This window comes from Erythrobacter sp. JB3-1, from assembly GCF_057364995.1.
The window spans coordinates 2947644-2972103 of sequence record NZ_CP200289.1; the positions used below are offsets into that span (position 1 = coordinate 2947644).

The 24460-nt window shown below is 58.9% G+C and carries 22 protein-coding genes and 2 tRNA genes; 12 read left to right on the forward strand and 12 right to left on the reverse strand.

The genetic code is table 11. The annotated features are described in order from the left end of the window. Positions 1-2: 2 nt before the first annotated feature. The 3 genes from AC0V6M_RS14095 to tkt form a co-directional block, all read right to left on the reverse strand. Positions 3-1205 carry a phosphoglycerate kinase gene (locus AC0V6M_RS14095; RefSeq protein WP_486139416.1) on the reverse strand — a complete coding sequence of 401 codons (1203 nt, stop codon included), beginning with the start codon at positions 1203-1205 and terminating at the stop codon, positions 3-5. Positions 1206-1289: 84 nt separating this feature from the next. Beyond that, positions 1290-2297 carry a type I glyceraldehyde-3-phosphate dehydrogenase gene (gene gap, locus AC0V6M_RS14100; RefSeq protein ID WP_486139417.1) on the reverse strand — a complete coding sequence of 336 codons (1008 nt, stop codon included), beginning with the start codon at positions 2295-2297 and terminating at the stop codon, positions 1290-1292. Between the two features lie 15 nt (positions 2298-2312). After that, on the reverse strand, positions 2313-4304 hold the full coding sequence (gene tkt, locus AC0V6M_RS14105) for a transketolase (protein WP_486139418.1): 1992 nt from the start codon (positions 4302-4304) through the stop codon (positions 2313-2315). A 233-nt stretch (positions 4305-4537) separates the two neighbouring features. On the opposite strand from tkt, the gene AC0V6M_RS14110 reads away from it, so the two are divergent. The 6 genes from AC0V6M_RS14110 to AC0V6M_RS14135 all read left to right on the forward strand — a co-directional run bounded on the left by AC0V6M_RS14110 (position 4538) and on the right by AC0V6M_RS14135 (position 8715). Further along, on the forward strand, positions 4538-4774 hold the full coding sequence (locus AC0V6M_RS14110; RefSeq protein ID WP_486139419.1) for a hypothetical protein: 237 nt from the start codon (positions 4538-4540) through the stop codon (positions 4772-4774). After that, positions 4771-5280, forward strand: coding sequence for a cell division protein ZapA (locus tag AC0V6M_RS14115; protein ID WP_486139420.1), 510 nt, complete (start codon positions 4771-4773; stop codon positions 5278-5280). The genes AC0V6M_RS14110 and AC0V6M_RS14115 overlap by 4 nt, the downstream gene beginning before the upstream one ends. A 365-nt stretch (positions 5281-5645) precedes the next feature. Further along, positions 5646-6221 carry a 5-formyltetrahydrofolate cyclo-ligase gene (locus tag AC0V6M_RS14120; protein ID WP_486139421.1) on the forward strand — a complete coding sequence of 192 codons (576 nt, stop codon included), beginning with the start codon at positions 5646-5648 and terminating at the stop codon, positions 6219-6221. A 4-nt stretch (positions 6222-6225) separates the two neighbouring features. Then, positions 6226-6462, forward strand: coding sequence for a DUF2842 domain-containing protein (locus AC0V6M_RS14125; protein ID WP_486139422.1), 237 nt, complete (start codon positions 6226-6228; stop codon positions 6460-6462). Between the two features lie 63 nt (positions 6463-6525). Beyond that, entirely contained in the window at positions 6526-7392 is an 867-nt protein-coding gene (locus AC0V6M_RS14130; protein ID WP_486139423.1) for a ThuA domain-containing protein, read from the forward strand. A 78-nt stretch (positions 7393-7470) separates the two neighbouring features. Further along, positions 7471-8715, forward strand: coding sequence for a hypothetical protein (locus AC0V6M_RS14135; protein ID WP_486139424.1), 1245 nt, complete (start codon positions 7471-7473; stop codon positions 8713-8715). 58 nt (positions 8716-8773) lie between these two features. On the opposite strand, the gene AC0V6M_RS14140 is transcribed toward AC0V6M_RS14135, so the two are convergent. The 6 genes from AC0V6M_RS14140 to thyA form a co-directional block, all read right to left on the reverse strand. Next, positions 8774-8850, reverse strand: a tRNA-Asp gene (locus AC0V6M_RS14140). Positions 8851-8947: 97 nt separating this feature from the next. Then, complete coding sequence (locus tag AC0V6M_RS14145; protein WP_472644936.1) at positions 8948-9061, reverse strand: 2-oxo acid dehydrogenase subunit E2; 114 nt, start codon at positions 9059-9061, stop codon at positions 8948-8950. Then, entirely contained in the window at positions 9024-10265 is a 1242-nt protein-coding gene (locus tag AC0V6M_RS14150) for a dihydrolipoamide acetyltransferase family protein (RefSeq protein ID WP_486139425.1), read from the reverse strand. Before AC0V6M_RS14150 ends, AC0V6M_RS14145 begins: the two co-directional genes overlap by 38 nt. 6 nt (positions 10266-10271) lie before the next feature. After that, positions 10272-11339, reverse strand: coding sequence for an alpha-ketoacid dehydrogenase subunit beta (locus tag AC0V6M_RS14155; RefSeq protein WP_486139426.1), 1068 nt, complete (start codon positions 11337-11339; stop codon positions 10272-10274). Next, positions 11336-12664 (reverse strand): thiamine pyrophosphate-dependent enzyme, encoded by a 1329-nt coding sequence (locus tag AC0V6M_RS14160; RefSeq protein WP_486139655.1) that lies wholly within the window; start codon positions 12662-12664, stop codon positions 11336-11338. Before AC0V6M_RS14160 ends, AC0V6M_RS14155 begins: the two co-directional genes overlap by 4 nt. A 120-nt stretch (positions 12665-12784) precedes the next feature. After that, positions 12785-13777 carry a thymidylate synthase gene (gene thyA, locus AC0V6M_RS14165; protein WP_486139427.1) on the reverse strand — a complete coding sequence of 331 codons (993 nt, stop codon included), beginning with the start codon at positions 13775-13777 and terminating at the stop codon, positions 12785-12787. A gap of 185 nt (positions 13778-13962) precedes the next feature. Between thyA and AC0V6M_RS14170 the strand changes: the two genes are divergently transcribed. The 5 genes from AC0V6M_RS14170 (at position 13963) to AC0V6M_RS14190 (ending at position 19763) form a co-directional block, all read left to right on the forward strand. After that, positions 13963-14039: transfer RNA gene (locus AC0V6M_RS14170), tRNA-Pro, on the forward strand. Positions 14040-14460: 421 nt separating this feature from the next. Continuing rightward, complete coding sequence (locus AC0V6M_RS14175) at positions 14461-15015, forward strand: hypothetical protein (protein WP_486139428.1); 555 nt, start codon at positions 14461-14463, stop codon at positions 15013-15015. Positions 15016-15356: 341 nt separating this feature from the next. Continuing rightward, positions 15357-16238: a hypothetical protein gene (locus tag AC0V6M_RS14180; RefSeq protein WP_486139429.1), complete on the forward strand. Its 882-nt coding sequence runs from the start codon at positions 15357-15359 to the stop codon at positions 16236-16238. 4 nt (positions 16239-16242) lie between these two features. Then, positions 16243-18861 carry a fimbria/pilus outer membrane usher protein gene (locus AC0V6M_RS14185; RefSeq protein WP_486139430.1) on the forward strand — a complete coding sequence of 873 codons (2619 nt, stop codon included), beginning with the start codon at positions 16243-16245 and terminating at the stop codon, positions 18859-18861. An 11-nt stretch (positions 18862-18872) separates the two neighbouring features. Next, positions 18873-19763 (forward strand): hypothetical protein, encoded by an 891-nt coding sequence (locus AC0V6M_RS14190; RefSeq protein ID WP_486139431.1) that lies wholly within the window; start codon positions 18873-18875, stop codon positions 19761-19763. A gap of 130 nt (positions 19764-19893) precedes the next feature. On the opposite strand, the gene AC0V6M_RS14195 is transcribed toward AC0V6M_RS14190, so the two are convergent. Next, entirely contained in the window at positions 19894-20310 is a 417-nt protein-coding gene (locus AC0V6M_RS14195) for a hypothetical protein (protein ID WP_486139432.1), read from the reverse strand. A 199-nt stretch (positions 20311-20509) separates the two neighbouring features. Further along, positions 20510-20965 carry a DUF3429 domain-containing protein gene (locus tag AC0V6M_RS14200; protein WP_486139433.1) on the reverse strand — a complete coding sequence of 152 codons (456 nt, stop codon included), beginning with the start codon at positions 20963-20965 and terminating at the stop codon, positions 20510-20512. A 183-nt stretch (positions 20966-21148) separates the two neighbouring features. On the opposite strand from AC0V6M_RS14200, the gene AC0V6M_RS14205 reads away from it, so the two are divergent. Then, positions 21149-22543 (forward strand): ABC1 kinase family protein, encoded by a 1395-nt coding sequence (locus AC0V6M_RS14205; RefSeq protein WP_486139434.1) that lies wholly within the window; start codon positions 21149-21151, stop codon positions 22541-22543. On the opposite strand, the gene AC0V6M_RS14210 is transcribed toward AC0V6M_RS14205, so the two are convergent. After that, a complete protein-coding gene (locus AC0V6M_RS14210; RefSeq protein WP_486139435.1) occupies positions 22540-24417 on the reverse strand; it encodes a DUF885 domain-containing protein in 1878 nt (625 codons plus the stop codon). The two genes, AC0V6M_RS14205 and AC0V6M_RS14210, sit on opposite strands and share 4 nt — an antisense overlap. Positions 24418-24460: the final 43 nt, after the last annotated feature.

The following is a 24460-nucleotide window of genomic DNA, read 5'->3' on the forward strand; positions in this document are numbered from 1 at the left end:
GTCTAAGCGCTCAGCGCCGCGACGCCGGGCAGCACTTTGCCTTCCATCCATTCGAGGAAGGCCCCGCCAGCGGTGGAGATATAGGTCACTTGGCCCGTCACGCCCGCTTGCGCCAAGGCAGCGACGGTGTCGCCCCCACCCGCAACAGAGATCAGCGAGCCTTCCTGCGTCAGAGCAGCGGCATGGCGAGCCAGCGCCATGGTCGCGGTGTCGAAGGGTTCGGTCTCAAACGCGCCGAGCGGACCGTTCCACACCAGAGTGCGGCAGGTCTTGAGCACATCGGCCAATGCCTCGGTGGCGAGCGGGCCGATATCGAGGATCATTTCATCGCCTGCGACCTCATGGACATTGCAGGTTCGAAGGCTCGCCGGATTGGCGGCAAACTCTTTGGCGACCACGACGTCATAAGGCAGGTGTACCGTGCAGCCGGAATGATCCGCCTCGTCCATAATTTTCGAGGCTGTCTCGATAAGATCATGTTCGGCCAGACTTTTCCCGACATCCACTCCGCGTGCCGCGAGGAAGGTGTTGGCCATACCGCCGCCGATGATGAGATGCTGAACCTTGCCCACGAGGTTTTGCAAAACGTCGAGCTTGGTGGAGACTTTCGCCCCGCCAACCACGGCGGCAACCGGGGTTTCTGGATTGCCGAGCGCGCTGTCGAGTGCAGTCAATTCGCGCTCCATCGCGCGGCCAGCATAGGCAGGCAGATGATGCGCAATGCCTTCGGTGGTCGCATGGGCGCGGTGCGCGGCGCTAAACGCGTCATTGACGTAGAAATCGCCATGTGCCGCAATGCTTTGGGCGAAATTCGGATCATTCGCCTCTTCACCGGGCCAAAAACGGACATTGTCGAGCAAGCCAATATCGCCGGGGCGCAAGATGCCGATCGATTGTTCGACCACCGGGCCAGCGACCTCTGGGATGAACATCAACTCCTTGCCCAGCACGCCCTCAACATCGCCCACGACCATGCTGGTCGACAGCGCCGAATGCCGCGCGCCGCCTGGACGCCCGAAATGCGCGAGCATCAGGACTTTCGCGCCCTTCTCGCTCAGCTCCAAGACGGTCGGCTTGATCGCCTCAACCCGGGTCAAATCGCTGGCCGATCCGCCCTGCATCGGCAGGTTGAGGTCAACGCGAACAAGCGCCACCTTGCCAGTCAGGTCTGCGGGCAAATCATCGAGGGTTTTGAAGTTGGGCATTTGGAACTCCGCTAGTGCTGAGCCTGTCGAAGTACGATTGGCGGGCGCCCACCCTTCGACAAGCTCAGGATGAGCGCAAGAGGATTACAGGAATTTCGCCATTACGCCGGCTGTGTCGATCATCCGGTTAGAGAAGCCCCATTCGTTGTCATACCACGATACGACGCGAGCGAGCTTGCCCTCCATCACGCTGGTTTCCAAGCTGTCTACGGTCGAGCTGGCTGGGTGATGGTTGAAATCGCTGCTGACCAGCGGCTGATCAGTGTAATCGAGCACGCCCTTCATCGGGCCGTCTGCCGCGGCTTTCAGCGCAGCGTTCAGTTCCTCTGCGCTGGTGTCGCGGCCCGGTGTGAACACCAGGTCGACGAGTGAAACGTTCGGCGTTGGCACGCGGACGGACGACCCGTCGAGCTTACCCGCCAGCTCTGGCAGCACCAGACCCACCGCGCGCGCCGCGCCAGTGGTGGTTGGGATCATGTTCTGCGCGCCGCCGCGAGCCCGGCGCATATCACCGTGCATCTGGTCCAGCATACGCTGATCGTTGGTGTAGGAGTGGATCGTGGTCATGAAACCGCGCTCAATGCCAACCAAATCATTCAGCACCTTCGCCACTGGCGATAAGCAATTGGTGGTGCAGCTGGCGTTGGAGACGATCACATCATCCGCGGTCAGCACATCGTGGTTCACCCCGTACACGACAGTGGCGGACACGTTCTTAGCTGGGGCGGAGATCAACACGCGCTTTGCGCCTGCCGTCAGGTGCGGCTCGGCGGCCTCGTGGCTTTGGAAGAAGCCGGTGCATTCCAGCACAATGTCCACGCCTTGCGCAGCGTGCGGCAGATTGCCGGGATCGCGCTCGCTGGTGACCGCAATGCTCTTGCCATTGACGATAATTGCGCCCTCGCCGACCTCTACCGTGCCGGGAAAGCGGCCATGCGTGCTGTCATATTGGAACAGCAGAGCGTTGGATTTCGTGTCCGCCAGATCGTTGATCGAGACCAGATCCAGATCGTGACCGCTGCGCTCCAGAATGGCGCGCGCCACAAGCCGCCCGATGCGACCAAAACCGTTGATTGCAACCTTCGTCGCCATAGTGAGAACTCCTACTTAACCGTTTAATTTGTTGTGGATTTTCGGAAGGATGGCTTCGGCGGTCAGGCCGAAATGCGCAAACAGATCCTTCGCCGGGGCAGAGCCCCCGAATGTGTCGATCCCGATGTTGAGCGCGTCTGCGCCAATGCCGGTGTATTTCTGCCAGCCAAAGGTCGTGCCCGCCTCGATTGAAACGCGCAGCACATCTTCGCCGGTCGCCAGAATGTCTGCGCGGTAAGCCTCGTCCTGCTCGTCGAACAGTTCGGTGCAGACCATGGAGACAACGTCCGTGCCAATGCCCTGAGCTTCCAACTCGGCGGCGCATTCAGCGGCCAGGCTGACTTCAGAGCCGGTGGCGTAGATCACAACCTTGCGGTCTGCGCCCGCAGCCTTGGTCCGGTATCCGCCGCGCGCCGACAGGTTCTCGCCAGCATCGGTAAGGCGCTGCTGAGGCAGGCCTTGGCGGGTGAGTGCAAGAATGGTCGGGCGATCCGGCTGCTCCAGCGCAGTTTTCCAGCATTCCGCCGTTTCCACCGCGTCGCATGGGCGCATCACCAGTACATTGGGCATCGCGCGCAGCGAGGCGACATGCTCGATCGGTTGGTGCGTCGGTCCATCTTCGCCCAGCCCGATGCTGTCATGCGTCATCACATAGATCGCGCGGGCCTGCTGCAGAGCGGACAGGCGGATCGCGCCGCGGGCATAGTCAGTAAACACCAGGAAGGTGCCGCCGTAAGGGATCACGCCGCCGTGCAGCGCCATGCCGTTCATCGCAGCGGCCATGCCAAACTCGCGAATGCCGTAATAGACGTAGCGGCCCGAATAATCGTCGGCAGAGAACGCTTGGATCCCGCCCGCCTTGGTGTTGTTTGACCCGGTTAGATCGGCACTGCCGCCGATGGTGTCGGGCAAAACCGGATTGATCTCAGCCAGCGCCATTTCACTCGCCTTGCGGGTCGCGACGCTGACAGGCTCTTTAATCAAGCCTTTGATATAGCTATCGAGATCAAAGGTGCTCGGCAGATCACCAGCCATGCGGCGCTCAAACTCTGCTTTATGTGCAGAAGCATTGAGGCGCGTTTGCCATGCGCCATGCGCCTCGCGGCCCATATCGGCGGTGGCGCGCCAGTCGGCCAATGTCTCAGCAGGCACCGTGAATGGCTCATGCGGCCAACCCAGCGCTTCGCGGGCGCCAGCAATTTCGTCTGGACCCAGCGGCGCGCCGTGCGTGGCTGAGGTGCCCTGCTTGGTCGGGGCACCCTTACCGATCACTGTCTTACAAGCGACCAGCGATGGGCGGCCATCGGCCTCCGCCTCTGAAATAGCGCGCTCAATATCGGCAAAGTCATGGCCGTCGCAGCCGACAACGTGCCAGCCTGTCGCTTCATAGCGAGCCTTAATGTCTTCGCTGGTCGACAAATCTGCTGATCCATCAATGGTGATATTGTTATCGTCCCACAGCACGATCAAGCGGCCGAGGTGAAGGTGCCCGGCAAGGCCAATCGCCTCGTGGTTGATCCCTTCCATCAGGCAGCCATCGCCCGCGATCACCCAGGTGCGGTGATCGACCAGATCATCGCCAAAGGTCGCGTTCAAATGCCGCTCTGCCATCGCCATGCCGACAGCCATCGCCAGGCCTTGCCCCAGCGGGCCGGTGGTGCATTCCACGCCTTCGAGCAGGAAGTTTTCCGGGTGGCCCGCGCACGGGCTGCCCAGCTGGCGGAAATTGCGGATATCATCCATCGTCGGCGCGGCATATCCGGTGAGATGCAGCAGCGAGTAGATCATCATCGAGCCGTGGCCAGCGCTTAAAACAAACCGGTCGCGGTCAGCCCAATCCGGGCGCGCTGGGTCAAATTTGACGTGGCCTGAATACAGGACGCTGGCGACGTCCGCCATGCCCATTGGCATTCCCGGGTGGCCTGAATTGGCGGCCTGAACCGCATCCATGGAAAGGGCGCGAATGGCGTTCGCCATCTGCTGCAAGCGGGCGGGTTCAGTCGTCATGCTCGGGTGGGCTCCTGGTGCCAGCGAAATATGCATCCGAAGCGGCGCGATTGTGCAGCGATTCGGTGTTGGAGAAGCCTTCGCCGAGGCGCATAGTGAGGTCAAGCGCAGGCCCCATGCTAACCCCGCACAATCCACCCAGCCCGGTTTCTGCACGCTCCGCTACCAACACTTATCAACAGCAATCACCAAGGCTTTGCAGTGCCTCATCTTTCTTGGTAAACGCCCAACCCATGAGTGAAGCACGAATTGATGAGGCGATTGGACGGATCGAAAATGCGCTTCGCCGTATGGATGCGGCGCGCGCGGCCAATCCGCCAGCCCCCACCCCAGACGATACGCCCAGCGAGGAAGAGGCCACGAACTCTGCCCGCGTGATGGCGCTGGTCAACAGCCACGAGAAACTGCGTGAAGAAGTGGCCGATACCCTGCGCGAGCTGGACGGCGTGATTGCGGAGCTGGAAGAATGAGTACCGTTACATTGCAAATCGGTGGCCGCTCCTATCAGGTCGCCTGCGCCGACGGCGAAGAAGCCCACATCGAAATGCTGGGCGGCATGATTGATGCCAAATTCAACGCCATGGGCAGCGCCCGGACCCCGCAGGACGCACAGAACTTTCTTTTCGCCTCGCTGATGCTGGCGGATGAGGTGCACGAGGCCAGCGGCAAAAGCGGCGCGCCGGCTGCGGCGGCGCCAGCACCAAGCGTTGATGATACCGCAAACGCTGAAAATGCGGCGGAGCTCGAACAACTGCGCTCGGCGCAATCGAGCCTCAACGATGAGCTGGAGAGCCTGAGCAAAGAGCTTCAAACCGCCCGCGAAGAAGCAAAATCGCTTTCCGAACAGCTCAAAGAGGCAAAGGAAGCCGCCGATCAGCGCGATATGTTTGGCGAAGACCTGATCGCAGGACGGCTGGAAGAATTGGCAGCCAAGGCAGAGAGCTTTGCCGAGGCGCTGGAAGGCTCAGCAGCTTAAGCGCTGAGCGAACGAGGCACCTTACAGACATTTCGCTTGAGGATGGACCCTGCGCACCCTAATTAGAGGTCGGCGGGGCTGCCCGGCGCGAGCCGACTGAATATCCCTGAGGCTATAAGCAATCCATCGGGAGCTGTCCCTGCCTGAGTCCACCGGTTCGGCCGTGGGATTTGGGCATACGGCGCCCACCTGACGTTTTCGCGTCAGAGGATTTCTCCTGGTCCGGCCTATGGTGGTCCCGTCACTTGTTTTTCGCAGCGCATCCGCGCCGCGACTTCCTCGCTCATCGCGATCGATGATCGCATCGCTGCGGGCGCCCAGTCGGGCTTGCGGCCCTGCGGGCCGATTGGACGGATTGAGGTAGTGTGACTTTGCTGAGCAAAACCGAACTGCGCAAAGCGCTCCGCAAGGCGCGCCGTGAGCATGTGCTCGCCCAGCTAGAGGCGATCAAGGCACTGTTGTTCAGCCGCCCGCCAGGCGCGCTACTCTCGCGGATCAGCGAAACCGCCAGCATTGGCCTTTACTCCGCCAGCGTGGATGAGGCCCCGGCGGCGGGCTATGCCAAGTTCTTCCACGAGCAGGGCCGCACCATCGCCCTACCCCGCCTTGACGGGCGAGACAGCGCCATGACCTTCGCGACGTATGCAGATCCTTACATTGATGACCTGTTGGAGGACGGACCATTTGGCGTGGCTCAGCCGCGCGCGGATGCAGCGCCCATCATTCCCGACGTCGTGTTCGTGCCGCTGATCGGTTTCACCGAGAATGGCGAGCGTCTGGGCCAAGGCGGCGGGCATTATGATCGCTGGCTCTCGGAACATCCGGGCCGCTTGGCCATTGGGCTGGCATGGGATGTCCGGCTGTGCGAGGCCTTGCCGGTCGAGCCGCATGACATGGCCCTAGATGCGATCATCACCCCCACTCGAGCCTACGGATTGTAAGACGATGCGCGAAGAACCAACTTGGCGAATTCCAGCGGGCATTATTGGCCTGTTTATCGCGCTGATCGCCTACGGCTTCGTGATCGCCCATTTCGCGCCGACCACGATCAGCACCTGGCCCGGATGGGTCCAGACAATCGTCTACATTTTCCTCGGTGTCGTCTGGCTGCTGCCGCTCAAACGCTTCCTGATCTGGATGGAGACCGGCAGCCGGAGCCCGCCGGCCCCGCCTCAGGACTAAGTCTGCTCGATTAGCTCCAGCGCCGCGCCTTGCCGCGCGGGTCTGCGCTGATACAGTGGGCGAATGAAATGGTTTATCGCTCCGTTCGCTCTCACACTCGCCGCTTGCGCGCCTTCCGCCGCTCAGACTGATCAGGCAGCCGCGCCCTATGACAGCGCTCCGCCCGAAATCACCGAACATATGCCGCAGCCTGCGGTGCTGGTGTTTTCCAAGACGCGCGGCTGGCGGCACAATGAAGGGATCGCGGGAGCGGATCGGTTCTTTGCCGAAATGGCAGGCTACACCGGGATGGGTCTGTTCACGACCGAAAACGCCGCGGTCTTCAACCCCGAGCAATTGGCGCGGTTTGAAGTCGTGGTGTTCAACAACATGACCGGTGACGCGCTTTCGCCCGAGCAAGAGCAGGCTTTCCGCAATTGGCTGGAAGCAGGGGGTGCGCTGATCGCACTGCACGGCTCTGGCGACAACTCGCATGGCGATTGGAGCTGGTACGATGACCAGGTGATCGGGCCGGAATTTATCGGTCACCCGGCTGGCCCGCAATTTCAGGAGGCGCGCGTCGTGAATCTCGCGGTCGACCATCCCGTTATGGACGGCATTCCTGCGGACTGGATGCACAATGATGAATGGTACAGCTTTGACAGCGCAGAGCTAGGCGATGCCTTCCCGTTGTTGGGTCTCGACGAAGACAGCTACAGCCCGGAAAACTACCAGTACGGCCCGGTGCAGAATTTGCGCATGGGCGGCGGGCCAGAAGGCCACCCGATCGCCTGGACCCGCTGCTTAGGAGAAGGCCGCGCGTTCTATTCCGCCATCGGCCACAATCACACCAGCTATGATGATCCGAACTATCGGCGGATGCTCAGCAACGCTTTGGCGTGGGTTAGAGCGCGAGATGCGACGAAACGAGGCTGTACCCGCGCCAAGTGATCCGCGCTGAGCACAGCGAAGCTTGATAGAACAGCGCGTCCCAGTCATTCTTTCCCAAACATTTGGAAGGAAACGATAATGCGGCGTGCGACCACTTGGGCTTTTCTTGGTGCAATCTCTTTGGGGCTTGCTGCGCCGACCGCCGCGCAAACCGGCTGGACCCGCGAAGCAACGGATTACGGCACATTCTATTCCAGCGAGCGCAGCGACAGCAAAGTGCTGGTCCTGCTGCTATGGGAAATCGACCAGAAGAATGGCTCCAACCTCGCCAGTATGCCCGACAGCGCATCAGAGGCGGTGATCGAGCAAGCGCTGGCCGCCATGCCCTTTGCGGTTGAGGAAATCGTCTCTGAGGATGTCTCCAACCAGCGTATGCCGAAGATCACAGGTTATGCGAGTACGCCGCAGGGTAGGAAGGCATTTGCCGCAACCTTGTCCAATCGGGGCGTATCGCGCCGTCTCGTCGTGCTGCTGGATGACCCAGCCAATATCGACAAGCTATTGCGCCGGGTGGGCAGTGTCTCAAACTTCCGGTCATCCATTGCTGCCGCTGATCGGCCCGGCTGGGTTCCAGGACAGCAAACCGCGCGGCCCCGCAGCTCAGCGCGGACAGCATCAAACAGCAGGCCGACGCGCACCGCCGCCGCGCAGCCAAGCGCTAAACGGGTCGCCCGGCCACGCGGGAATTATGCCCTGCCGACCGATCAAAGTGACATGCTCAAATGGCCTTTTACCAAGCCCATCACTTATTCGCCCAATATCAGCGATCCGCTAGCTCCACGTGGATATTATGGGGTGACCGGTCCCCAATCTAATATCACGACCTTCCAAGGAGCCTTTCAGGATATGGTCGGTGCGACAGATATAAAGATGACTGGCAAACCAGTGTTTCGCAGCCTGCGCGCGTGGACAGAATATGATGGCCGACAATCGCGCCTGGCAATGGTGCCGACCGTTCGAAACGGGCAAAAAAGCGTCCTGATGGTATACTTGGTGTCTCGACGAGGAAATCCGCAATTCACGGCTCTTGGCTACGAAGTCCCGGAGCAAGCTTTCCTCGAGGGCGGGGGTATTGTGCGTATGATGATGATCCGTGGCATCATTCCATCAACTGATGTCTTTCCCGCTAAGGAACGCCGCCGGATCGCGCGATCACCGTTCAAACAGCAGATGGATTTGTACGATGCAGCGCTAACCAAGCTTTATCAGCGCAGAAAACGCGCCTTCATCGCTTCGCAAGGCGCCGTGACTATGCGAATGATGGAGCTCAATTACGATTTGCTGCTGGGCGGCGATATCAGCTCACCCTTCATCGCTGACTAGACCGCGCCGGGTAGCCCGACGGATCCTTACTAATCAGCTTTTTGAAAAAGGTCCCAAGTGGCGCGAGTGACGAGACTTGAACTCGCGACCTCCGGCGTGACAGGCCGGCGCTCTAACCAACTGAGCTACACCCGCATAATGTGGGTTTGCACCGCTTGGGAGCAGGGCCATTAGGCCCCACTGATCTGACTGTCAACGGCTCTGACGGTCATTTTTTGCCATTTTGAAAACTTTATTCCGTCAGCAGCAAAACTGGCGTCTCAACCAGCTTTTTCACGTCCTGAATAAAGCTCGCTGCATCATAGCCATCAACCACCCTGTGATCGCAGGAAATCGAGATATTCATCAGCTTGCGCTTCTCGATCTCGCTCCGTGCCATCCGGGCCAGTGACATACATTGGCCGCTCGATAATCCGGTTAGGGCCAATGATTGCGACCTCTGGCCGATTGATGACCGGCGTGGTCGCCACCCCGCCCAACGGGCCGAGCGATGTGACCGTCAGGGTTGAACCCGAAAGCTCCGCTGAAGTGGCCGAGCCGTCGCGCGCGGCCTCCGCCAAGCGGCCGATTTCACGGGCAAGCTGCCAGATATTTTTCGACTGCGCATCTTTGATCACTGGCACCATCAGGCCGCTGTCGGTTTGCGCGGCCATGCCGAGGTGGATCGCGCCGTGACGGGTGACGACATTCGCCTCATCATCATAGCGCGCATTGATCATCGGATAATCCGGGATCAGCTTGCAGAATGCACTGATCAGCAGCGGCAGCATGGTCAGCTTTGGCTTGTTCCCGCGATTGGCGTTAAGGTCCGCGCGCATCCGCTCCAGCTCCGTCACATCGACTTCCTCGACATAGGAGAAGTGCGGGATGTGCCGCTTGGAGGCGGCCATATTTTGCGCGATCCGCTTACGCAGACCGATGACCTTGATCGGTTCGTCACTGCGCGGGGTGCCAGCCGGGGCAAAACCGCCGCCTGCATTGTACGACAGGAAGGCGTCGAGATCGGCGTGGCGAATGCGGCCATCCGCGGCAGGCTTTACCTCGCCCAGATCAATGCCAAGATCGCGCGCGCGCTTGCGCACCGCTGGGGTGGCTAGGACTTTGGTTTCCGTTGGCTCTGAGCTGGTGGCGCTAGGCGCCGTCTTCGACTCCGAAGCACTGCTATTTTCGCCTTCATCCTCATCAGAGGTAGAGGACAGCCCTTCGACAGGCTCAGGGCGAACGGGAGGAGGAGAAGGATCTTCAACCGCCACTTCAGGAAAAGGTGCGACTTCCGAGGTCTCTTGCTGCGGCTCTTCCTCCACTTCGCCCTCAACCTCAACAACCAGCAACATCGCGCCAACCGCGACGATATCGCCCGCCTCGCCCGCGACTTCGGTCACGGTGCCGGTCACCGGGCTTTCAATGTCGATCGTGGCCTTATCGGTCATGACATCGACGATGTGCTGATCTTCTTCGATCCGATCTCCGACCTTGACCTGCCATTCGACGATCTCGGCCTCGGCCACGCCTTCACCCACGTCGGGCATATTGAATGTGAACTTTGCCATCTGAGGTCAGTCCTTCAAAATCTTGTCGATCGCTTCGCCAATGCGAACCGGGCCGGGGAAATAAGCCCATTCGAGGCTGTGCGGATAGGGTGTGTCAAATCCAGTGACGCGCTCAACCGGCGCCTCCAGATGGTAAAAACAGCGCTCGGTCACCAGCGCAGAAAGCTCCGCGCCAAAGCCAGAGGTGCGGGTCGCCTCGTGCACGATCAGGCAGCGCCCAGTGCGTTTCACAGAGGCCTCGATGGCTTCAATGTCGAGCGGCATCAGAGTGCGCAGGTCGAGGATATCGGCCTCCACGCCTTTGTCGGCGCAAACCGCCTCGGCCACATGCACCATCGTGCCGTAAGCGAGCACAGTGAGCTGTTCGCCCTCGGTGACCTGGCGCGCTTTGCCGAGCGGGATTTTGTAATACCCTTCTGGCACCACGCTATCCTTGTGCCGCTTCCACGGCTCAACCGGCTTATCGTAAAAGCCAGTGAATGGGCCGTTGTAAATCCGCTTCGGCTCAAAGAAGATCACTGGATCATTGTCTTCGATGGACGCAATCAGCAGACCCTTGGCATCATATGGCGTCGCCGGGATCACCGTCTTCAGGCCAGCCACATGAGTGAAAAGGGCCTCTGGTGATTGGCTGTGCGTCTGCCCGCCAAAAATCCCGCCGCCGAACGGAGAGCGCACGGTCAGCGGCGCGATATATTCGGTCGCTGAGCGATAGCGCAGCCGCGCCGCCTCAGAGATCAGCTGATCAAGGCCGGGATAGATATAATCCGCAAACTGAATTTCCGGGATTGGGCGCAGACCGTAAGCGCCCATGCCCACGGCCACACCAATGATGCCGCATTCAGAGATTGGCGTGTCGAACACGCGGGTCTTGCCGTGTTTTTCCTGCAAGCCAGCCGTTGCGCGGAACACACCACCGAAATAGCCGACGTCTTCGCCCATCACTATGGTGTCCGGATCACGCTCCAGCATGATGTCGAGCGCTTCGTTGATCGCCTCGATCATGTTGATCCGGCGCTCGTCCTGGGCCTGCTCGCCGGTGGCGGCGGCGTTTTTCACGTCATGCGCGCTCATTTGCCGGCTCCATCTTTGGGATGCTGATCAGGCCATTTGATCTCACGCTCACGGGTCGCCTGAGCAGCCTGTTCTTTAAGGTGCCAAGGCAGCTCTTCAAACACGTCTTCGAACATCGTCTTAAACGGATGGTGCAGGCCGTGGCCCAGAATGCCGTTCTTCTCAGCCTCTTTGGTCGCGGCCTTCACCTCCTCAGCGCATTTGAGGTCCATTGCCTCTTGGCGCTCCTCATCCCACTCGCCAATTGCGATCATGTGGTTTTTGAGGCGCATGACAGGATCACCCAGTGGCCATTCCTCGCGCTCCTGAGCGCTACGATAGCCGGATGGATCATCCGAGGTGGAATGCCCCTCCGCGCGGTAGGTAAAGTACTCAATCAAGGTCGGCCCCTGATTGGCGCGCGCGCGGTTCGCGGCCCATTGCTGCGCGGCGAAACACGCCAGCGCATCATTGCCATCCACGCGTAGGCCAGCGAGGCCATATCCCAGCGCGCGCGCAGCAAAGGTCGTCCGCTCAGACCCGGCAAAACCAGAGAAGCTGCTGATCGCCCACTGGTTGTTGATAACATTGAGGATAACCGGTGCATTGTAAACGGTCGCAAAGGTGCAGGCGCTGTGGAAATCGCCCTCTGCCGTGGAGCCCTCACCCACCCAAGTTGCGGCAATCCGGCTATCGCCTTTGATCGCGCTCGCCATGGCCCAGCCGACCGCTTGCGGGGTCTGGGTCGCGAGATTGCCGGAGATGCTGAAAAAGCTGTGCTCACGGCTCGAATACATAATCGGCAGCTGGCGGCCCTTCAGCTTGTCGCCTTTGTTCGAGTAGATCTGATTGATCATTTCGATCAGGGGATAGCCGCGCGCGATCAGAATGCCTTGCTGGCGATAGCTTGGGAACACCATGTCGTCGCTGGCGAGGGCCATGCCGGCAGAGACGCTGGTCGCCTCTTCACCGGTGCACTTCATGTAGAACGAGGTCTTGCCCTGACGCTGCCCCCGGAACATCCGCTCATCAAAGGCGCGGACCATCGCCATATGGCCCAGCATGGTGCGCAATGTGTCTGGCGAGAGCTTGGGATCCCACGGACCGTGAGCCTTGTTGTCATCACCCAGCACGCGGACCAGACCATAGGCCAAGTCCTTCATATCGCCGGGCGCGCAGCCTTCATCCGGGCGCGGCATATCGCCGGGCGCGCCGACATCTACATCTGCGAAATTGACCGGATCGCCAGGGCGCGATCGCGGTTCAGGCACATGCAGTGCCAGGGCCGGACGGTTATCGCCGGTCTGCGGGCTGTCGCCGCTCTTGCCTGAGGCCCCATCGACCATATCAGCGTCGGCCATATCAGCGCTCTCCCAATTGGATCACCCACTCGGACGATGGGCTTGCAATAATTGCGTTCGCGCGAATTTTTATTTCAAGGTGCCAAAGCGGTCAAGCGAATGCCGTTACACCGCAACAGGTGCCTTGATCGGAGGCAATGGCGCGTAATCATCGACCCTGAAATCCTCGATTTTGTAATCGAAAATTGTTTCAGGCTTGCGCGTGATCGTGAAGGTCGGCTGCGGTTGCGGCTCGCGACTCAGTTGCTCGGTGATCAATTCCTCGTGATTGAGATAGAGGTGAACATCCCCGCCCATCCACACAAGCTCACCCGGCTGCATATCGACCTGCTGCGCAATCATCCGCTGCAGCAGCGCCGCTGACCACAAGTTAAACGGCAGGCCCAGCGCGACGTCACAGCCGCGTTGGTACAGCACGCAATTGAGCCGCGCCTCCGGCCCGCTGCCATCGACGTGGAACTGATAGGTCTTGTGACACGGGGGCAGCGCCATCTGATCAAGCTCCGCCACGTTCCACCCCTCGATAATGTGACGGCGGCTGCCGGGCGATGTGCGCAGGCCTTCGATCAATTGCGCCACCTGATTGATGCCCTCGCCTTTCTCATAGAGTCCATCCTTGCGGTAACGATAAGTCGGCCAGTCGACCCATTGCTTCCCGTACACCGGGCCAAGATCGCCCCAGCGCTTTGCGAACTCTTCATCATCGGCAATCCGCGCGACGAAATCATCAAGCGCAATGTCCTCGCCCGTCGCCTTGACGTAGTTGGCGTGCGGCCATTCGTTCCAGATCTTCACCCCTTGCAGCACCAATGGGCGAATATTGGTCTCTCCGGTCAGGAACCACAGCATCTCGCGCGTCGCGGTCTTCCAATAGACCCTTTTGGTTGTCAGCAACGGCATGGCGCCATCCGCCAGATCAAATCGCAATTGCGCGCCCATTATAGAGCGTGTGCCAATTCCGGTGCGGTCGGTGCGCTCACTCCCGTTCTCCCAAATGCGCCGCATCAGGTCGAGATATTGCCATTCCGGATGCGCGCCCGGCGCCCCTGGGCCTAGCAGTTCAGACGGATGTGTTTCAGCGTTTTCAAGCGTTGCCATGCGGGTGATCTTAGCGCGCTGCTGCTCCATTTGTCACCCGCTGCCCCGGCTTCTCCTCAACCGCTTTTTACTGCCGGTGCGGAACCCGCTTGCCATAGCGATAAACCGCTCCTAATAGGCGCGCCTCACATCGCCTTGCGCGCGCTCTTTTGATGGAGCGTAAGCCGCCAGAGATGATGATCGGTCGGGGAGTGGCGCAGCCAGGTAGCGCACCTGTTTTGGGTACAGGGGGTCGGAGGTTCGAATCCTCTCTCCCCGACCATTTTTATATCACTGATGAATTGCCAGGCTTCTATATAGGGGCTGCTTGAACGCGAATGGGCTGCATCTCATCAGCCGGCGGACCTGCGACAAATACGCGAGTAGTGATCGCGCTTGACGGCTGAATTGGGCGAGGCCCCGTTAACCAAAAGCGCAAAACGTCGGCAGGAGCGAAAATGACGGTAAGGCGAATGTGTTGCGTTGTTTCGAATTGACACACAACTCGGTTAACTCCGCTGAGTTACATGAATTTATCGTTTAGAATCAGATACCCCTGTTTAGAAGCTGGGATGAGTCGTTGCATATCAGCGATTACGCGTTAATACCTTCTTTACCAAGTTCGCACTCGATTCGCGTCGAGTATAAGATAATCAGGGCGTTGATGACTTGGAATCCTAGTTACTTTCTAGAGGGGAAGATTAATGAAGAAACTACTTATGGCTGGCGCACTCGGCGCTGCTTTTGCTGCATCACCTGCCGCCGCTCAATCGCTTACGGCTTCTGATGACTTCCTAGTCACTGCACTCGTACAACCTGAGTGCAGCGTTGACGATCCTGACACCGTGTTTTTCGGCTTCCTCGACATTGAGGAAGATTCAGGTGCAGACGCACTGACATTGACCGACAACCGTTATGTTGAGCGTCAGCGCATCTGGGCGAGCTGCAACTACCCAGCTTCGATCACCCTCGAAGGTGAAGCGATGCAGAACTTCGCGCAAACCAACGACGGTCCAGACGCCGACGACTTCACTGATAAGCTTGAGTATCGTCTTCGTCTGCGTGCAGATGACAACACCGACTTCGCAACGGTTGATCACCGCACGGTAGATGGTTCATCAAGCACTCAAACTCAGGTTGGCGCGTTCCACAACCGCGCAGTTCTGCGCACAGTGATCAACGTGAACGATCAAGAATCGCCACGTCCACTGGCAGGCGTTTACGCTGCTGTTGCGACCGTTACACTCGGCGCAATCTAAGCGACACTTCGCTTATAAATGAGATTGGGGGAGAGGAATTCGTTCCTTTCCCCCGTTTCAACTCCGGGTGAGAAACCACAACGGTTCAACCCAAAAGACACAGCTTCGGCGAGGCGCTCTCAGTTAAGAGTTAATTCACTTGCGCGAAGCGATAGTTGGACTCTAACGCAGACCAACAACAAAAAAATAAGGGTCGGTTTCGAGGATACCAAGACACTGTGCATGGGCGCACTGCTGACTTGTAGGGGGATTTTTCCATGTTTCGGCCGATTTGGGCAGCCTTTAGTGCGCTTGCTCTTCTAACAACGCCTAGCGCCGCAATGGCCGCTCGCGTTTCACCAATGATCGCAGACCTCGAGCCGGATGGCCGCGGCGCAGTCACGCGCATCGAAATGGTGAGCGATTCCAACAATGACATCGCCTACGAAGTGCTGATGATGCGTGGTGATATCTCAACCGAGGGCGAGCTTAGCCTGATCCCGGCTGAAGAAGATTTTCTGGTGTTCCCCACTCAGGTCTTGCTGAAGAGCAGGTCGCGTCAGGTTTTCCGCGTCCAATATGTCGGCGATCCCGAAATTGCGACTTCGGAAATTTACTACATGTCGATCCGGCAGCTGCCGGTTGAGATTGACGCGGAGGCCCAGTCGCAGGTTCAGGTCGTCATCAATTACAATGTTTTGATGAACGTGTTCCCTGAGGGCGCACGCTCTGAGCCCGTTATCCGCGAGGTCAGTTCAGTCACCCGCGAAGTTCCTCTGCTCCAGAGCGAGATCAACGAGCTGGAAGCGCAGCAAGCTGCAGAAGCGCAAGCCGCTTTGGAAGCTGAGCAGGATGCTCGCGACGCGGCTCTGACTGCGGCTGAGAATGACGGGACCATTCCTGCCACTCCTCCAGCAACAATTACAGTTCCCACCACCGAAGCCACTGAGACTGAGGACGACCCTGATGCTCCTCCACCGACCCGCCCAGAAAGTGGGCTGGAGGTGCTCGTTGGCAATGATGGCAACCGCTACTTCCTAGCAGGTCTTTCGACATGGCGAATGACCGGCACACGCACCGATGGCGAGCCCTTCGAAGCGACATTCACCCCCGAGCAAATCGCGAGATTTATCGGTGCAGGTGTGGTCGCTCCGGGCAAAGATCGCTTGTTCTTCGTCCCAATGGACGCCGAACTTGATCCCGCCTCGGTTACGATCGAGATTGACACACCAGTAGAGCAGTGAGGCCATGATGCGCCCTACAAAGATCGCTCTGCAATCGCCGGCTTTGAGCCTGGTTGCACTCGCCTGGTGTTTGCAAGCTCCGCTTTCAACCGCCGCCTATGCTCAGGACAATGCGCCAGCGGATCCCGCTGATGATCAAACTGGCCAAGCTGCTCCCGCTGAGCCAGCTGAACCTGCTGTTCCAGCGAATGATGAACCGGAAGTCGTGACGCGCTCGGGCATCACATTCGTCAACCGCAAGCCTGAAGTGGAAACGGTTGAAGAGCGCCCTTCCCTCGAATTCAACGTCCCACTCGTCTCGGGCAGCCAAGTGCTAGGCGATGTCTCGGTCAAAGTTGAACGAGATGGCAGCGTCCTTATCGGCACAGACATGCTGCGTGAGCAGCTTGCGCTGATCCTGAATGAAGAGGGTTTGCGCCGGTTCGACACCTACAGTGCGAACCGCGAGAATATCCGCCCAGAGCCGCTGGCCGAGGCGGGTATTGAACTCGCGTTTAATCAGAACCTGCTAGAGGTCACGATCGTCCAGATTGATGGCACTCTGCGGCAAACGCGCGACTTGATTGCTCCAGACTCCAGAAGCAGCCGCGAAGAGTTGACGCTGCTCGAGCCAGAGAATTTCTCCACCTATCTCAACATCAACACCAATCTTGAATATGACACCGAGCAAGACGAATTCACGCCTGAATTCTTCTTCGATGGCGCAACCCGTATCGGCGACATTGTCGTAGAATATGATGGCGCATATTCAGACCAACTCGGTGATGGCATGCGGTTTTTCCGCCGCGGTGTGCGGGCTGTCTATGATCAGCGCGAGAAATATCGCCGCTTTGCTGCAGGTGACCTGCGTTTGGAATCGCTCAGCCTGCTGCGCACCCCTTTTCTTGGCGGTGTCAGCGTTGAGAAGAGCCGCCGTGTCTTCGATCCATTTCTGCCAGCCGCCCGTTTGGGTGCGGGCGAGATTTTTCTCGACAATCGCTCAACGGTCGACGTCGTCATCAATGGTGAACAGTTTCAACGGTTAGAGCTGGATGCGGGCACCTATGACCTCGCCAGCCTTCCAGTTCAGCTCGGGGCAAATGACGTTGAGCTCAGAATCCGCGATTCTGGCGGGCGCGAACAGCTCGTAAACCTCGACTACTTTTTCCAACCGCTCAATTTGGAAGCTGGCGAGGAGGAATATTCCTTCGCCGCAGGCTTCATCGCCCGCGACCTCGCGTTTGAGCCGAACTACACCAATGATATCGCCGTAACCGGGCTCTATCGCAAAGGCGTTTCGGACAATCTGGTGTTGGGCGGCGCGGCTCAGATTTCTGAGGACGTTCAGCTGTTCGGTGTGGAAAGCAGCATTGTGCCGCAATTCATTCCCGGCTTCTTCGACCTGCAAGGGGCCGCGAGCTTCAGCGAGCAAGGCGGAACAGGATTTGCAGCCCGCGCGAGCTATCGCTTTACCGGCGGCAACAGCTTCACCAATCGCAGCGGCTTTACGCTCAATGTGGATTACACTGGACAGGGTTTTACCACCATTTCCAGCCTCATTCCGGTGGCGTTCGATCTGGTAACGGTCAGTGCAAACTATAACCGCACCCTCACCGATCGCGGCAGGATGGTGGCCGGCGCGCTCTATTCGCACCGCTCCGGTCCCCAGGAAGACCTAACCAACGTCTTTGTCGATTACATCCACCGCGTCAGTGACCGCTTGCAGGTCACAATCGGTGCGGAGTACGGCACTGGCGATGCCTTTGGCAGCGAATGGGGCACACGCGTTGCTGTCTCTTATGTCTTTGGTCCGAGCACGCGCGCGCTTGCCGATTATCGCAGCCGCTCCGAAACGTTCCGTGCCAACCTGTCGAAAGGCAGCGAAAATCGTGTCGGTGCGTTTGGCTATGATGTTGGTGTCACAACCGACCCCAACCAATCGCGCATAGACGCTTCGTTTGATTACACCGCAAACCGATTTGACACGCGCTTCTCGGCATTCACCGCTGGCGACAATTTTGGCAATCTTGATCAAGAACAACGCTACCGCTTGCAGGTCGGCACCTCCGTCGCCTTTGCGGGCAAGGAGTTCGCGATTGGTCGCCCTGTGCGCGATGCCTTTGTAATTCTCCACCCGCACGAAACCTTGGCCGAAGGCGAAGTGATCAGCGGACGCACCTTGGCCGACAACGAATACGAAGCGAACAGCGGCGTATTTGGCGGCGCGTTACAGGGCCGCTTGTCGTCCTACACCGACCAGACAGTGCAATATGACGTCGAAGGCGGCGCGATTGGCTACGATATCGGAGAAGGCTCAGTGCGTTTGGATCCCCCATACCGGGCTGGCTACACGCTTGAGGTCGGTAATGACTACTTCGTCAGCATCGTCGGTAATCTGTATCGCGGTGAAGAGCCCGTTTCGCTCGTCTCCGGTACGATCGTGGCGCTGGATGATGACGAATTTGAAGAAAAGCAGTTCTTCACCAATTCTACAGGCCGGTTCGGCATGATCGGATTTGCTCCGGGCAAGAGCTACCGTGTCACTTATGACGGCGGCGCGTCGAGCTTTGAGTTTACCGTGCCTGAGGATTCAGACGGTTTGTTCCGCTTGGGTGACGTTAAGCTCCCGGCGATCGAGGAATAAGGAAGCATATTATGACCATTCTTCGCACCATTTTTGTTGCTGGCGCCCTTTGCGCGAGCGCCTCGGTTTCCGCTCAAGATGGCGGCTGCCGCCCTGAGTTTGTGGACACAACCGAGAATGTAAACGTCTCTGGCATTCAAATTGGCGCTGGTGAACGCGCCCGTGAAAACTTTGAAATCCGGGTTCGCAACGCAGCTGGCAACGGCCCTTGCGAGGCGTTCATGCGCATCGCTCGCCGCAACAGCGTAGCGGGTGATGATCCAGTCCAGTTCAACTTTAGCTCTGGCGGACAGCGGCTTGAGGTTCTCGCTGACGATGCAACAGCAGGTCCGATCAACAACGATCTGTTCCTGCGCGGTGTCCCGGGCAGCCGCAACGGGCGCGCGGTGCGCGTTCAGCTAGGCTTCCCGACCGAATGGGGCCTTGATGCGGGCACCTATTCACGCGATTTCGTCGCCACCTTGCGCGATGCAAATGGCGATCTGGTTGACACCCTTGAGCTATCTGTACGGGTAAACATTCCAACCGCGGTCGCCCTGCGCATTGTCGGCGCCAGCGGACGCGGCAGCGTTCGGCGCATCAATCTCGGGACACTTGATCCCGATGTATCTACACGGTCCGACCCCTTTGGCCTGCGAATTTGGAGCACTTCGCCCTACCGCGTTGAATTCAGATCGGAAAACCGAGGCGTCTTGCGCCATCATCAAGGGCGCGATGAGATCCCCTATATCCTGCGGATGCGCGGCGAAAAGGTGGATCTGATGGGCGCAAACGGCCGCGAGTTTGTGGAGCACACAGATTCGCTTGGCGATCTGCACCCGCTGCGGGTGATGGTGGATCCATTCTTTGCCGAGGCGGGCAAATATGCCGACCGGGTCCGAGTGTCGGTTAGCGCGATCTAATCAGCACTTAACATCTGGCGGCGCATTGCACCGCCAGCAGCATTACGCGACCAACGCCAAACCTAGACAAGCAAACGGCCAGCACCCGGTGTGGATGCTAGCCGTTTGCGTTTTACCGCGATTGGGTAAGTTAGACTGCCGTCAGCGAGAAGCTGATCGAAATTGGCTGCGCAATATCACCCGTTTGGATTGTCACTGGCACTGGGCCAAAGCGCGCGCCTGAGCGCATAGCGACAAAAGAGAAACCGCCTGGGTTCAGCTCGCTGGTGTCACGGCCATATTGGACACTAACGCGCTCACCTACGGCCAACTCGCGGTGCGTTGCGATCACGGAGAAGCCGCGATTGGTATTGCACGCTTCAAACAAAGTGCCTGTTACCACTTCATTGTCGTCCTGAGCGCTGAACACGCCAGGCTCAATCTTGCATGAAACGGGAACTTGCGCGCTGACGCGAAAGCCGCCTTGGGCACGCTCGCCCGCCATCGCTGGCGAGGCCGCAAACATCATTGCCGCAGCGGGCATGGCATAGATAATTTTCTGACGCATAGTTGGTCTCCTATGCGAACCCCAATATGCGATGTTGGTGAAATCTTAGCTGCGACTTAGGGTTAACGCGGAGCTTCAAATGAGCGCCGAATAGGCCTCTGTTAACGACATCGAATACTGAAATGCAGCCGGAATTTAGGTTAATTCCGCCAGGCTACTAGGCGGTAATACGGCGTTAGGCTGATTTTGAGCCTCGCGGCTAAACGATGCGGTTCGCCGCCAACCCCAGTACAAATGTCAGCGCGCCTAGCCCGATCGACAATTGCCAGCGCAGCGACAGAAAATCGCGCGCGGCATAGCCCAGAGCGCGGTCGACCAGCGGGCTGAGCGCGATCAATACGCCGAGATAAAGCAGCGCCGGACCCGGCCATTCCCAGCCAAAGGTCCAGGGCAGGAACAGCGCAAGGCCAATCAGGCTGGGCAGCACCGCCATCAGGTAAGAACCCGCGCCCGCATTGCCCTTTGCCAGCGCCTGACCCCACCACACGCCGCCCAGAAAACTGAAAATCAGCGCCGCATAGGCAAACCCGCCTGCGAGCGCGACATAGGAAGCCTCCCCGCCATAAAGCACCAGTCCAAGCGCAATGGCTTGTGGGAGCAGCCCGGCATAGCCAAGAATTCGCGCGGCGAGCGTGAGAGAAGCGTCTTGTGTCATCGAGGGAGCAGCGTTTGGCATAGGCGATTGGTTCCCGCCAGTTGTTCTCGCCCTGCCCTCCTCTCATCACTGCGCAGCGCCGACTTGCACAGCGAACGCATAAGACTAGGAACGGTGCGGGGGCCGGACCGTTTTGTTGGGTAACCGCGCGGATAACCCTCGCGCCATTTGATCGGATAGACATTGAGCAGCGACGACACTTTCGACGAAAACAGCCGCCCCGCTGAAAGCCGGGAAGACAAAGCTCGCCAGCGCGCCGTGCCATCGGGCCGGGTGTCGCGGCTGGCCACCTTCGGCAGGCTCGCCTCTGGGGTGGCGGGCGGGATGATGGCCGAGGGGGCGCGCAGGCTGGCTCGCGGCGAAGGCATTAATGCTCGCGATCTCGTCCTGACCCCCAGCAATGTCCAGCGCATGACCGACCGCCTTTCCCACCTGCGCGGCGCGGCGATGAAGATGGGGCAGATGATCAGCATGGATTCAGGCGACTTTCTGCCGCCAGAACTGGCCAAGATCCTCGCGACCCTACGCGATCAGGCGAACTTCATGCCTGCAAAGCAGCTCGACAGCGTGCTGAAACAGGAATGGGGACCGGACTGGCGCAAGCAGTTCCGCTGGTTCAACCCGCGCCCCATCGCCGCCGCCAGCATCGGCCAGGTGCACAAGGCGCTGACCCGCGATGGGCAAGAGCTTGCGATTAAGGTGCAATATCCCGGCATCGCCGACAGCATCGACAGCGACGTCGACAATGTAATGACCTTGCTGCGCGTATCCGGCTTTGCCCCGCCAGAGCTGGAGATCGACGCGCTGCTGGCTGAGGCAAAGAAACAGCCGCACGAAGAGGCGGATTACCACCGCGAAGGCGCGCAGATGGAGATGTACCGGGAGCGCTTGGCCGGAGAGGAAGGCTTCGTCGTCCCGCGGCTGCACAAGGAGCTGACCCGGGGACGCATTCTCGCCATGAGCTTTGAAGAAGGCAGCTCTATCGAAGAGCTGGAGAATGAAACACCCGAGCGCCGCGATGAAGTGATGGGCCGCCTGATGCGCCTCGTCGCGCGCGAGCTGTTTGAATTCGGCGTGATGCAAACTGATCCGAACTTCGCCAATTTCCGCTATCGCAAGGAAACAGGTGAGATCGTACTGCTCGACTTTGGAGCGTGCCGCGATGTCGATCCCGACGTCGGCAATGCCTATCGCCGCTTGCTCGAGGCGGGTCTGGCAGGCGACAAGGACAAGGTGCGCGAAGAGACGATTGCCGCCGGATTTATGTTGCCGATCGTGGTCGAAAAGCACGGTGAGCGAGTCGACAAAATGATCGACATAGTCGTGAATGAAATGCGCAAGGATGCGCCGTTCGACTTTGGCGACCGCGCCTTTGTTCCTTTGCTGCGCGATCAGGGCATGCAAATCGCGCAGGACAAGGACACTTGGGCCTTTCCGCCGGTTGAAACCCTATTCGTTCAGCGCAAGGTGAGCGGTACCGCACTGCTCGGCGCGCGCCTGAAGGCACAGGTGAACATCCGCAGGATCAGCGAGGAAGTGCTGGCGAGCACTGATCCGCTGCCCGCAAAGGCGGCTTAACGCATCATCGCGCGCTCGGCTTTCGCTGCAGCGTTTTCAGCGGCAATTTTCCCACGAACATATTGCTCCGCTTCTGCTGCGACTTCCGCTGCACGACGTTCCCGATTGATGCGAATTTGCTCGTTCTGAAGCCAGAGCTCCACATGCGTTTGAAGCACAGATAATGGTATCGAGCCATTCTCCAGCACGGTGTCATGGAAGGCGCGAAGGTCGAATTCTGCCCCCAGCTTCTCTTCCGCCCACGCACGCAATTCGCGAATTTTCAGCTCGCCGACTTTGTACGCCAGCGCCTGTCCCGGCCAGGTGATGTAGCGATTGACCTCGGCGTCGATATTGGCAGGCGACAGCGCGGTGTTATCCAGCATGTAATCCACCGCTTGGCTCTTCGACCAACCCTTTGAATGCAAACCAGTGTCGACCACCAGACGGGTCGCGCGCCACATCTCATAGGACAGCCGCCCCATCTCCTTCGCGGGCGTATCATACAGCCCCATCTCGATCCCGAGCCGCTCTGAATAAAGGCCCCATCCCTCCACAAAGGCGGTGAAATAGGTGCCATTCGCGCGCAGCGGATGAATGTCGAGCTCTTGCTGAAGCGAGATTTGTAGGTGATGGCCCGGCACAGCCTCATGCACGCCAAGCGCAGGCAACTCCCACAATGGCCGCTGGTCGAGTTCGGTCGTGTTGAGCCGATAAATGCCCGCTTGGCCGGTCTTCAATGAACCGGGCTCGTAGTAGGCCGTCGTGTTGCCCGGTGCTTGAGCCGCCGGAATCGGCGAGACTGTATAAGGATTGCGCGGCAAGCGGCCGAACAGCTTCGGCATAAAGCCATCGATATGCTTGGCCAGCGCCTGAGTGTAAGCGAGATATTCGTCCGCATCGGTCATGTAATATTGCGGATCGGTGCGCAGATGCTCGATGTAAGCTTCGCGGGTCTCGTATCCTGCTGAGGCCGCAACATCTTCCATCTCGGCGCGAATGCGGGCGACCTCTGACAGGCCCAGATTGTGCACCTCATCCGCCGTCATATCGGTCGTAGTGAAGCTCTTTACGAGGTGGTCGTAGTAAGATTTGCCATTTTGGGTGGCGAGAATTCCCGGAGTTCCGGTACGGCAATTGGGGGCATATTCCGCGGTATAGAAGGTAAGGAATTCGCGATACGCCGGCAGCACAACCTGCTCAATTGCCTCGCGCCCGCGCGATTTCAAATCCTGCCATTGTGCGTCTGTGACAGAAGCGGGCCGATCACCAGAGAATGGCCTCCAGAATGGAGAGGATGTGTAATCGTCGACAATCTGGCTAGCAATCCGACTTTCTAAACCCTCCATCGGTTCGCAAGGCTGGACCAGTGGGCGCACCCAATCCAGGGCCACCCTACTGCGCTCAATGCCATCAGCATTGACTTGCGCATACCCGCGCAACCGCCCGATATAGCTTTCATAGTCGGCCATGCTGAAGAATGGAGAACGGTTTGGGAGCGAGGCAAAATTGGTAAACCAGCCGCCGCGATTGGTGAAGATCATATAGCGAGCTTGGGAAAATCCAAGCCTGGTGACCGCATTTTCCATACTGCGTTTCAAAACGGCGTAATCAACTTGCAGATCGACTGGCAACTGATCCGCATCAATCACATTCAATCGCTTTAGAAACTCATTGCTGCGAGTTTGGCTACGGCTAACTTCAACGATCGAGAGGTCGCCTAGCTTGCCGTCACCGCGTCGGTCGCCAATGCTCGTGGCCAAAAGCGGGTCTGCATCAAGCGTCGCCTGCCACACCTCTTCGCGAAGCTCTTCATAATCCTCAACTGGCCCCGCCAGTAAAGGCGACGTGGCCAATAGGGTTGAGGCGGCAAGAGCAGCAAAGACAGCGCGCATGGATGTATCTCCAGAATGTTCTGCGATCTGTCTATTGCCAGTT